A 10,812-nucleotide genomic window follows, 5' to 3' on the forward strand; every position below is an offset into this window, starting at 1 on the left:
TGAGCCGTAGGGGAAATTGTTGGGACAACGCACCGACTGAACGCTTTTTTAGCAGCCTAAAACGAGAGTGGTTAACGGGAAATCTCTATACAACAAGGGAGGATGCGATAACAGATGTGAGAGCCTATATTGCTTATTACAACTCACGCAGAATACATACAACGCTGGGGGATGTAACCCCCATCGAATTTGAGAAATGTGCTTAAAGAGGTGTCCGGCTGGACTTGACCACAACACTCCGTCATATTTATTGAATGATATTTGGTTGTGAGTAACTGCGCTGTTGCTTGCTATAGGTGCCAGGACAATTCCGTGTCCTTGATTGTTTACTATTTCATTCTTTGTGATTGTTGTATGATTTCCCTGAGAGTGTAGAGCAGCTCCTGAAGTGGCACTAATATAATTATTGGTAATCGTATTGTTATAGCTCCCCGTTTCTATCATTATTCCGTATCCGCGAGGCCTAATAATTCCAGATATTTCATTGTTGGAAATTTTATTGTGGCTGCTTCGCATTATAATTCCATTATATTCTGAATTTAATATTTTTATGCCTGTGATAGTATGTGATCCCAGGCCTTGAACGTTTATGCCAGTTGGGCAGCCTTCGATTTCTCCCCCAGTTATACTCGCAGAATTTCCCTCTATTAGAACTCCAGCTCTTACTCTGAATAGATTCATTTTCTCTTCTACTGTATAGATGCTCCTTTTCAGAATTGCGGGTGCCTCTTCTTGTGCCCAGTTTCCAGATGTCACCTCGCCATCTTTAGTTATCTCTGCCCAACCTCCAACAGACATACTGCCAACCCCTACTTTGGGTTTCCCGCTTTCACTGGTGCTGGTAGTGCAGGTAACTTTGCCGCCTTCCAGCATTGTTAGGCTACCGGATGGCCCTATGATGGTTAGTGCCTGAGGGGTGTCAGCTGATAGTGGGCAGTTTATCTCCTCTGATAGTAGCGTGGGAGAGGTTATGGTGTCGTAACATTCAACTGCAAAGACGTAAGGTGATATCAGTAATCCGCTTGTTATAATTTGAAAAATTGGAAAGGTGGTGGCAGATCTCAGGCGTTTAGTCTTCATTAAAAACTCCATTTCTGTTGGTTGTCGCTTGCAATATTGCAGCTCACAGTCACAAATGCATTGAGAATCCATTGTTGACAATATTAGAAAATTATTTTGGAGTTAATTGAGGATAATTATGAAAAGAAATGGTGATTACATCTAGCCTTTGTGTAAAAAGTATGAAGGGTGATTATGCCCACCAAAAGGTGGGCATAATCAGGTCCAATCCTGTGAGGGCTTGGGAAATCTTATATCTTACCAATCAAGTCGAGGGATGGTGCCAGGGTTTCTTCGCCCTCCTTCCACTTGGCTGGGCAGACTTCACCGGGATGCGCGGCAACGTACTGGGCTGCTTTGATTTTGCGCAGTAGTTCACCTGCGTCGCGGCCGATACTGCCGGCAGTAATTTCGACGATCTGGATACGACCTTCCGGATCGATCACGAAGGTGCCGCGGTCTGCGATACCTTTTTCTTCGATCATCACGCCAAAGTTACGGGTGATGGTGCCGGTGGGGTCGCCAATCATTGGGTACTGGATCTTGTTGATGGTGTCGGAGGAATCATGCCAGGCTTTGTGAGTGAAGTGTGTGTCAGTGGACACAGAATAGATCTCCACATCCAACTTTTTGAAAGCTTCGTAATTGTCTGCAAGATCACCTAGCTCAGTGGGGCACACAAAAGTGAAATCTGCGGGATAGAAGAAGAATACTGCCCACTTGCCTTTTACGTCTTCATCACTGATGTCATGAAACTCACCGTTTTGGTAGGCCTTAGCGTTGAATGGTTTGAGTTCGGATTCGATATAACGAGACATGAATAGCTCCTTTAGATATTCCGTTGGTTGTCTGTGTTTTTGATGGGGTGCATGCTATTAGAGCGCTGACTCTAATAGAAGTTAACAATATCAATATGGCAGATAGCCTCCAGCTATCTGGGGTTGTTCATTGTCGGTGGTAGCGACTTTAGAGATACTCGATACTGTTGCAGGGTGTGAACAGTGGATTGCCCCGGCAATTGACAGTTATCCGCAGGGCGGTGATATGCGATTGATTCGATTGTTAAAGCATGACTTGGCGCGTGAAGCCGGGGTGTGGGTGGAAGTTGGTGTGATCAGTGAGGCCCAGGCCGAACAAATCTGTGAGCGCTATGGGGTGGATTATCACCGGGCGCAACAGCGTTCATGGGGATACAACGTATTAGTGGGCCTTGCCTACCTGTTTATCGCCCTTGCGGTGATTACTCTGATAAGTGCCAACTGGGATGAGATCCCCCGCGCTCTACGTATGGGAGGGTTGGTTGTACTCACAGTCGCCACCCAATGTATTGGGTTGTGGGTTTATCTCAAGCGTAACCCTCGTACAGGTGAAGGGCTCTTTCTTCTGGGGAATTTCTTCTTCGGAGCTTCAATTATTCTTATCTCTCAGATTTATCATCTGGGCGAACATATGCCTGATGGGGTTTTCTGGTGGGCGCTGGGCTGCTTGCCGTTTGCCTTGATTACACGGAGTCCCTGGATAGCGTTACAGGCCAATGCGCTGGCATTGGTTTGGTTCTATTTGCAGGTGAGCATGGGTTACTACCCGATGTGGTTCCCACTATTTATTCTGACTTCCCTCTTTGTGCTGATGCGCGGGCGCGGGAGTATCTCGCTCTTGCTGGTCTTCCTGGTGAGCATTGGTTTCTGGATCGAATATTCCCTGTCGGAATTCTGGAGAGTGCAGGCGCAGGGATTCAAACTGGATCTGCACCCAGAAAATCTAGCTGTGGCAATTTTCTTGTTTGCACTCCTGTACTCATTCGGACACTGGCTGGCCTTGAAGAAAACCACGATTGCCCAGGATTATGCGGCGGTGATCTCGGTCTGGTGCCTGCGTTTTGCACTGATCACTTTATTGCTTTTCAGCTTTGCTTCCCCTTGGGAATCACTGATTAATGCGGGCTGGGATCACTTGTGGTCCATGTGGTTGGTAGTGGCAGCTGTGGGTACAGCTACCCTGGCACTGGCTGTGCCGACACGACGGCTGATATCCACTGGTATCCTACTAGCGCTGACAACCATTGCCCTGGTCCTGGTGAGCATTGGTGGCAATAAAGATCTAGCAGTATATTTGCAGGTGGCCACTAACTTGGTGTTGATCGGTAGCGGCATCTGGCTGATTTATCGCGGCATTTACGATGGTGTTTCTCACTATTTCTTCCTTGGGGTAATGGCGATATTGCTTACCGCCTTATTGCGCTATATCGATCTAATCGGCGATTACCTGGGTTCGGCCCTGATCTTTATCCTGTTTGCCGGACTGTTATTGGGGGCGGCTAAATATTGGAAGTTCCACCAGGGTAGGGAGGGAGTACGATGAGGCGTGGAGTCATTTTTGCCTTGATTGTAGCGATTGCCGCACAATTTTTGATCCTCACAGGCCTTTTCGTAAAGGCCCAGGTCCCGTTCTTGACCGGTGAGCCGATTCACGTGAAGACCATCCCGGTTGGCCCCCGTTCCATGTTCCGCGGCAATTATGCTCGTCTGAATTATGGATTTTCCGAGATTAAGAAATCAGCGCTGCCGACTGATAGATTGGTGCGCCAGGGGGAGGTGGTTTATGTTTCCCTGAAACAATCAGGCTCCGGCCTATATAAATTCTCCTCAGCTAGTTTACAGAAACCGATTGAGGGCGTATTTCTCAAAGGACGTATTGCTAATGCAAGGCCCTGGCGTAACCATGAGAGCTACCGTGTTAAGTACGGGATAGAGGCTTACTTTGCCCCCAAGGAACAGGCGCTGCAGTTAGAGAAGGATCTGCGAGAGGGGGGAGTGGCAGAGCTGATGGTGGCGCCCTCTGGCCAGGTCAGTCTCAAATCTGTTATCGGTGATGTACGGGCCGGCAATCAGTAGCTATTGCTGAATCGTCTGTTCATATTGGTCAAGCCGTGATATTCGCAAACATAAACATTGCTATACGTACTAAAGGGAGCTTATGGGACTGGGGTCTATGTCGGAAGGAGAAAAGTCAGATATGACAATGAGTAGTACGCGTATTTTTTCCATCATGATGTGGATAGAGGCGGGATGCCTGCTAGTTGCCCTGATCGCGATTAAATTGTCTGGGGTTGAAGTTTCTCTCTTGGGTATTGTTCCGGTGCGATCAGTAATTTGGGGCTTTATTGGAGCGATGATCTGTTTCGCTGCTGTAGTAGTTTTGGCCCGCTCACCTACGTCTTTGGGCCATACACTGCGTGGCCACTGCTCGCAGCTGACTTCACTGTTTTCTGGTATTTCGACTGCGCAGATTGTCTTGCTGTCAATAGCTGCGGGTGTTTGTGAGGAATTTTTGTTTCGTGGATTCCTACAAACCTGGTTATCACAGTTGAGTTCTCCATTATTGGGGCTGTTAGGAGCCTCATTAATATTTGGGCTTCTACACTGGGCGTCATTTACTTATTTCCTGATGACAATGGTGGTAGGTCTGGTTTTGGGAATTGCTTACCAGAAGACTGGCAGCCTGCTGGGAGTGATGGTCTGGCATGCCATTTATGATGTGCTCGCGCTTACAGTGATCGTTTATTACCCTCGTTTGCTGGACCCTGATGTACCGATGATCAAATAGAGTGTGCTCTTTGTTAGTGGACATGATCATTCCTGTCATTCGGTTCGTCGTTATCAGTATCTTAATCTATATATCATCGGTTAGATTGTTTAACTCTCTTGCTAAAAAGACTTGGAAAAAAGAATGCACTCCACTCCCGTATAAGGCGTGGATGCTGATTACGGGTGTACAAGGGTGTATTTACAGTGTGTCGCGTGAGTAGAGCCATCTTTAATTCCGACCAATCAGTAATTATTTCCCTGCTAATTCACTTTGTGACTGGGTCTCAATACAGTTGTTTGTGAATGAGCAAGGGTGGTAGTGAGGAGCAGCGAGATTGGATTGGCCCTGGTCACACTGGAGCGGTGAATCGGATGGAACTTACTTGGGGGTTATGTAGACAGAGACTTTCTATTCTTTTATCTCCCTCAGTTTAGGAAGATAGGCCATTAAAAAATGCTTAAGAAGTAATAAATTTTTATCCAATGAGTAAACATTGATCTGTGGTTAATTTATTGCCTTTTGGAGTGGCATTGGCGCTTGCCGGTTATTCTTTCCTAAAGTTTCGACTTATTTAAGGCTAAGCTGGTTGGCTGGTAATTACAGGTGGCATGTGTTTAAAGAATGTACCTAAAAAGTCGTTAACTATTACTTGCCTCCCTTCTTTCCGAACTGTGCAAGGCAGGTTCTCTGGGGTGGGAGTTGTCGCATGCACAGCTCAACCCGCCGCACCTATTGCCGGCTGGAGCGCAAAAATTGGCCCGAGTGGGCCAAGTGGGGTTAAACTGCCGGCCTTACAACTATTAAAAACTCTATCTTAGAGGAGATAGCAAATGCGTCAGACAATGATCGCACTAGCCGTAGCCGCATCCATGGCGGTTGTGGGCGGTTGTGGTGAAAAGGCCAAGCAGGCTGAGGTAGCTAAAGACACTGTGAAAGCTGAAGAGTCCATGGCTGTAACCCCAGAGCACACCAGCAACATGCTTCTGGCAGAGTGGACTGGTCCCTACAGTGGTGTACCTGCGTTTGACAAGATGAACCTGAAAGATCTCAAGCCCGCGATTGAGAAGGGTATCGAGATCAATCTAGCTGAGCTTGATGCGATTGCTACCAGCCCTAATAAGCCCACCTTCGCCAATACTATTGTGCCGATGGAGCGCGGTGGTGCTGAACTGGGCCGTGCAACTGCGTACTACGGCATCTGGGCCGCTAATATGTCTTCTCCAGAGTTTCGTAAGGTTCAGCAGGAGCTGGCACCTCTGTGGGCTGATTACGAGTCCAAAATTTACCAAAATGAAGCCCTGTTCAAGCGCATCAAGGCCATCTATGACCAGCGTGAGTCTATGGATCTGGATGCCGAACAAAAGCGTGTTGTTGAGCTGATCTACACCCAGTTCTCGACCAATGGCGCCACCATACAGGGTGAGGCCAAGGAGCGCTATGCAGAAATCAATAAGCGCCTGGCAGAGCTTTACACCAAGTTCTCTAACAACGTGCTGGCAGATGAGGAAGGCTATGATCTCTTCCTGACCAAAGATCAGTTGGCCGGTCTGCCGGAGTCCTTTGTTGCAGCTGCGGCAGCACTGGCAGAAGAGAAGGGCGAGAAGGGTAAGTACGCGATTACCAATACCCGTTCCTCCATGGACCCATTCCTGACTTACTCCGATAACCGCGAGTTGCGTAAGCAGGTGTGGACCAACTATTACAGCCGTGGCGACAATGGCGATGAGCATGATAACAACGCGATCATTGCCGAGATCCTGAAGCTGCGTGATGAGCGCGTGGGTCTGCAGGGCTTTGATAACTACGCTGAATGGCGCCTGCAGGACCGTATGGCGAAAACTCCTGAGCGCGCTATGGAGCTGATGGAGGCCGTATGGCCAGCAGCGGTTGCCCGTGTGAAAGAAGAAGTGGCTGATATGCAGGCCGTAGCCGATGCAGAGAAAGCCAATATCACCATTGAGCCCTGGGACTACCGCTACTATGCGGAGAAGGTTCGTAAAGCCAAGTACGACCTGAACTCTGATGAGGTTAAGCAGTACCTGCAGCTGGACAACCTGCGTGAAGCCATGTTTTACGTGGCTGGTGAGCTGTTCAACTTCAAGTTCACCCCGGTGAAAGAGGGCTCAGTGCCCGTATTCCACGAAGACGTTAAAGTCTGGGAAGTGACCGATAAGACCAGTGGTGAGCATATCGGCCTTTGGTATCTGGACCCATTCGCCCGCGCTGGTAAGCGTTCCGGAGCTTGGGCCACCATGTACCGTGACCACTCCACCTTTGATGGCAAGAAGAATGTACTGTCTTCCAATAACTCCAACTTTATCAAAGGCGCGCCGGGCGAGCCTGTACTGGTAAGTTGGGACGATGCGCAGACTTTCTTCCACGAGTTTGGCCACGCGTTGCACTTCCTCGCATCCAATGTGACCTACCCGACCCTGAACAGCGGCGTACGTGATTACACCGAGTTCCAGTCCCAGCTGTTGGAGCGCTGGCTGTCCACCGATGCTGTTATCGATAACTACCTGGTGCATTACAAAACTGGTGAGCCAATCCCTGCAGACCTGGTTGCTAAGATCAAGAAAGCAGCCAAGTTTAATCAGGGCTTTGCTACTACTGAATACCTGGCTTCTGCACTGGTGGATTTGAAGTTCCACACCGCCGATCCAGAAGGTATAGACCCGGACAAGTTCGAGCGTGAGACCCTGGACAAGCTGGGGATGCCGAAAGAACTGGTAATGCGTCACCGCACGCCGCACTTCGGTCATATTTTCTCTGGTGAGGGTTACTCTGCCGGTTACTACGGTTACATGTGGGCAGATGTGCTGACTTCTGATGCTTCTGAAGCGTTTGCTGAGTCTAAAGGTGGTTTCTACGATAAGGGCGTGGCAGCCAAACTGGTTGAACACCTGTTTGCACCACGCAACGCAATAGACCCTGCCGATGCCTACCGCGCTTTCCGTGGCCGTGATGCCAATATCGAAGCGCTAATGCGCGATCGTGGTTTCCCGGTACCGAAGAAAAAGGAAGGCTAAGGGCTTAGTTGATGTTTCATAAAAAGCCGCATCCTTTGATGCGGCTTTTTTATTGGCTACGCCCAGTTGGGCTATTGCTGAGAGAATTTTCACATTTAGGAATCCCACTATGCTTCATGCCTAATAGCACTGAAACACTATGGTAGTAACTGGCCACAATCATAAAAGGTACACAGCTTTGGCTGCCGCACTTTACGCCTTGCTACCTAACCTGATCGAGATTGATATAGAGCTTCAGCATATCTTTGTGCCGTAAACCATTTTCAATAATTGGCTGATCATAATTATTTAGAAAATGATCTTTGATAATAGAGTCAACTCTGAAACCGAGACGTTGGTAGAAGCTCAACTGATGACCAAAAGTGCCTGTGCCGAGTTCGACTCGTTGGATACCTTTTGAGGCAAGTTCCAAAAAAGAGAATTTTAGAAGCTTAGAGCCAATTCCTTGTTGTTGCAATTTGGGAATAACAGAAATATTGAAAATTTCCGCGATGGTAGTATTAATTTTTTTGGCAACACAAATGCCTTTAATGTGGCCAGCATCAATGGCCGCAAAGCACCAGGAATCCGGCAGGTATGAGCGTATATGCTTTTCGGATGGGTCGGCTTCAAGCAGAAGGGAAATGGGAGCATCAAATTCTGAAATTTGAATATATTTCATAGCATTTCAAAGTGTACATAATGCCGTGCGCACTAAAAAGGGGGAAGGGAAGAATATACTGCGCTTGGGACCGTATGAGGCATGGATGCCGACTATGAGCTTACAGGGATGTATTCACAGCGTGTCTCGAGTGCAGTATATTCTTTCCTTCTGACCTGGTAGTAAGTCGCATATTTTCGTGCTCAGCTTGAAGGGCGACTGCCTCTACTTTCTTGTGCGGTATCTTAATCTGTTTTCGTATGGCAAGTTTAGGGGCCAAGTTCGATAACTTTGCCGGCATCGACGATTTTTTTATAGAATGGTGGGATTGTTAATCCGGATTCAACGGCTTGCTGTAATGTTGCCTCGGCACTTTTTACTTTTTCTAACTTGGTGTTTACTGCTTTCAACTGCTCTAAAGGCACTACAACGACACCGGCAGGGTCTGCAATAATAATGTCTCCTGAGCAGATATGTGTACGATCAAGGTTAACAGGGAGGCCAGCCGTTGCAGGGCCATTTCTGGCAGGGGAATTTGGAGTGATCCCCTTGCAAAATACGGGTAATGAGAGGCGTTCTATTCCTTCCAGATCACGAACAAGCCCGTCGGTGACAAACCCTGCCACCCCTTTATTTTTCATCATCCCCAACACCAAGTCGCCAATTACTGCAGTGCACATGTATGATCCTGTTGAGGCTACTACTATGTCACCAGATTGAGCTATATCCAACGCTCCAAGTACGCCGAGGTTGTCCGCTGGGCCACAATCACAGGTTACTGCTACTCCAACTATGGAAGACTTCATTGGGAGTAGGGGTTTTATAGCATGATGTAGCGATCCGCGCCCATCCATACAATCGACAATAAACTCTGTCGGTGTATTGCATAACCTACTCAATTCAGTCTTAGTCGGGCGGGTAAAATTACGTTGTAATGTTAGAGTCGGGCTGTCTTCTATCATGAGAGATTCGGTCCATTTGGTTATGCAAAGAAAAATCTAAGTACATCACTTCAGGCGTGTCAAACCGTTCAATTTATGCTCAGTTTAATCTAGTGATATTGCATAACAATATTCCCATAAGGTGCTTCGTGGGAGGGCTGGATGTCCGCAGATCTTGTAGAGGATTACATCTGCGGCCTTCCAGTTCGGTAAGCTTATTAAAGAGGTTTTTGGTAAACCCTCTCCCCCTCAACCCAGGTTTGCAAAACCTGCACCCGCCAAATTTCCTGCGGATCTATCTCAAAAATATCTTTATCCAGCAAAATAAAGTCAGCGAATTTTCCCGGCTCCAGAGTTCCAATCACTTTTTCCTGATGGCTGGCATAGGCGGCGTCCAGGGTGAATGCGCGTAATGCTTGTTCCAGGGTCATCGCTTCCTCAGTGCGCCAGCCTTCACTGGGATTTCCCTGGCGGTCGCGGCGAGTTACTGCTGCGTGGAGGCCGAAGAGGGGATTGGCGGGCTCTACTGGGAAATCAGAGCCGGCAGCGATTGGTGTACCTTGATCCAACAGCGTTTGCCAAGCGTAGGCGCCGACTAGACGTTTCTCTCCCAAACGGTCGCCAGCCATATTTTTATCACTGGTGGCATGGGTGGGTTGCATGGAGGCAATCAGGTTAAGCTGGGTAAAGCGAGGAATATCCTTCACTTCAATGACCTGCGCGTGCTCCACACGGTGACGATGCTTCTGCTGGCTTTCAGTTTTATCCAGTGTCTCCAGGTGATTGAGAACGATATGGTTGGCCCTATCGCCAATTGCATGGACGTTCACCTGAAAGTCGTTGTCGGTGGCTAATTTAAGCAGAGAGAGCATTTTAGCTTCTGGGTAGAGCAGGAGCCCTTTTTCTGCCGGGTGGTCGTGGTAGGGTTCCAGTAGCGCTGCACCACGACTGCCCAAGGCGCCATCGGCAGATAACTTAATACTGCGCATATACAGTCGATCTTCGGGGCTGCCGATATGGCCAGCTTTTAGCAATTTGGCATAGTTGTGGCTGTCTACTGACAACATGGGGTACATCCGTATGGGAATGGCCCCTTCTCTGGATAGTTCTCGATAGGCATTCAGGGTTTTCTCGTTAATACCTGCATCGTGTACGCTGGTGAGGCCGAGCGAGAGCGCCCGGGAGAAGGCATTCTGTAGGCACTTTTTTTCTTGGGCGAGAGTGACGGCTGGGATGGCCTTTTGTAAAAGGGCCATAGCATTGTCAATTAAGATGCCGGTAGGCTCGCCTTTACTATCCCTCAGGATTTCACCGCCTTCCGGCGATTGAGTGCTTTTATCTATGCCGGCGAGATGTAGTGCTTTGGAGTTGGCCCAACCGGCATGGCCATCTACCCGCCGCAGCCAGATCGGATGGTCAATTTCCAGGGCATCCAATTGGTCGCTCGTGGGGAATTGCTTGCCTGGCCAGGTGACCTGGTTCCAGCCTCTTCCTAGTAAAAATGGGAGACCCCCCAGCTTTGCTGGGGAGGCACGCATAGTTTGACAGTTCCAGA

At 48.5% G+C, this 10,812-nt stretch carries 9 protein-coding genes and 1 pseudogene; 5 read left to right on the forward strand and 5 right to left on the reverse strand.

Going from position 1 to position 10,812, the window contains the following annotated elements; all coding sequences use genetic code 11:
- On the forward strand, positions 1–206 hold a 206-nt coding region (locus ACCI49_RS21890; protein WP_371841362.1), incomplete at its 5' end, for an integrase core domain-containing protein.
- A 28-nt stretch (positions 207–234) separates the two neighbouring features.
- On the opposite strand, the pseudogene ACCI49_RS21895 reads toward ACCI49_RS21890, so the two are convergent.
- Together ACCI49_RS21895 and ahpC are read right to left on the reverse strand one after the other, a co-directional pair.
- Positions 235–1,152: pseudogene (locus tag ACCI49_RS21895) on the reverse strand (right-handed parallel beta-helix repeat-containing protein); the annotation flags it as partial.
- Between the two features lie 158 nt (positions 1,153–1,310).
- Positions 1,311–1,877, reverse strand: coding sequence for an alkyl hydroperoxide reductase subunit C (ahpC, locus tag ACCI49_RS21900; protein WP_371841363.1), 567 nt, complete (start codon positions 1,875–1,877; stop codon positions 1,311–1,313).
- Positions 1,878–2,013: 136 nt separating this feature from the next.
- On the opposite strand from ahpC, the gene ACCI49_RS21905 reads away from it, so the two are divergent.
- The 4 genes from ACCI49_RS21905 to ACCI49_RS21920 all read left to right on the forward strand — a co-directional run bounded on the left by ACCI49_RS21905 (position 2,014) and on the right by ACCI49_RS21920 (position 7,676).
- Positions 2,014–3,420 (forward strand): DUF2157 domain-containing protein, encoded by a 1,407-nt coding sequence (locus tag ACCI49_RS21905; protein WP_371841370.1) that lies wholly within the window; start codon positions 2,014–2,016, stop codon positions 3,418–3,420.
- Positions 3,417–3,953, forward strand: coding sequence for a GDYXXLXY domain-containing protein (locus ACCI49_RS21910; protein ID WP_371841364.1), 537 nt, complete (start codon positions 3,417–3,419; stop codon positions 3,951–3,953). Before ACCI49_RS21905 ends, ACCI49_RS21910 begins: the two co-directional genes overlap by 4 nt.
- A 121-nt stretch (positions 3,954–4,074) precedes the next feature.
- Entirely contained in the window at positions 4,075–4,665 is a 591-nt protein-coding gene (locus ACCI49_RS21915; protein WP_371841365.1) for a CPBP family intramembrane glutamic endopeptidase, read from the forward strand.
- A gap of 812 nt (positions 4,666–5,477) precedes the next feature.
- Complete coding sequence (locus ACCI49_RS21920) at positions 5,478–7,676, forward strand: M3 family metallopeptidase (RefSeq protein WP_371841366.1); 2,199 nt, start codon at positions 5,478–5,480, stop codon at positions 7,674–7,676.
- 202 nt (positions 7,677–7,878) lie between these two features.
- Here ACCI49_RS21920 and ACCI49_RS21925 read toward each other — a convergent pair whose 3' ends face one another.
- From ACCI49_RS21925 to ACCI49_RS21935, 3 genes are all read right to left on the reverse strand, one after another.
- The gene (locus ACCI49_RS21925; protein WP_371841367.1) at positions 7,879–8,337 is read right to left on the reverse strand and encodes a GNAT family N-acetyltransferase; all 459 of its coding nucleotides are present in this window, start codon (positions 8,335–8,337) and stop codon (positions 7,879–7,881) included.
- 248 nt (positions 8,338–8,585) lie between these two features.
- Positions 8,586–9,278: an RraA family protein gene (locus ACCI49_RS21930; RefSeq protein WP_371841368.1), complete on the reverse strand. Its 693-nt coding sequence runs from the start codon at positions 9,276–9,278 to the stop codon at positions 8,586–8,588.
- Between the two features lie 197 nt (positions 9,279–9,475).
- Positions 9,476–10,812, reverse strand: a 1,337-nt coding sequence (locus ACCI49_RS21935) for an amidohydrolase (protein WP_371841369.1), incomplete at its 5' end; no start/stop codon positions are given.

This window comes from Microbulbifer epialgicus (assembly GCF_041447265.1).
GTDB lineage: Bacteria > Pseudomonadota > Gammaproteobacteria > Pseudomonadales > Cellvibrionaceae > Microbulbifer > Microbulbifer epialgicus.

What these genes read in the sequence shown, in the direction of transcription:
- ACCI49_RS21910 (WP_371841364.1), top strand. Translation starts at nt 3,417, where the DNA reads ATGAGGCGTGGAGTCATTTTTGCCTTGATTGTAGCGATTGCCGCACAA.
- ACCI49_RS21930 (WP_371841368.1), bottom strand. Translation starts at nt 9,278, where the DNA reads ATGATAGAAGACAGCCCGACTCTAACATTACAACGTAATTTTACCCGC.
- ACCI49_RS21925 (WP_371841367.1), bottom strand. Translation starts at nt 8,337, where the DNA reads ATGAAATATATTCAAATTTCAGAATTTGATGCTCCCATTTCCCTTCTG.
- ACCI49_RS21915 (WP_371841365.1), top strand. Translation starts at nt 4,075, where the DNA reads ATGACAATGAGTAGTACGCGTATTTTTTCCATCATGATGTGGATAGAG.
- ACCI49_RS21920 (WP_371841366.1), top strand. Translation starts at nt 5,478, where the DNA reads ATGCGTCAGACAATGATCGCACTAGCCGTAGCCGCATCCATGGCGGTT.
- ahpC (WP_371841363.1), bottom strand. Translation starts at nt 1,877, where the DNA reads ATGTCTCGTTATATCGAATCCGAACTCAAACCATTCAACGCTAAGGCC.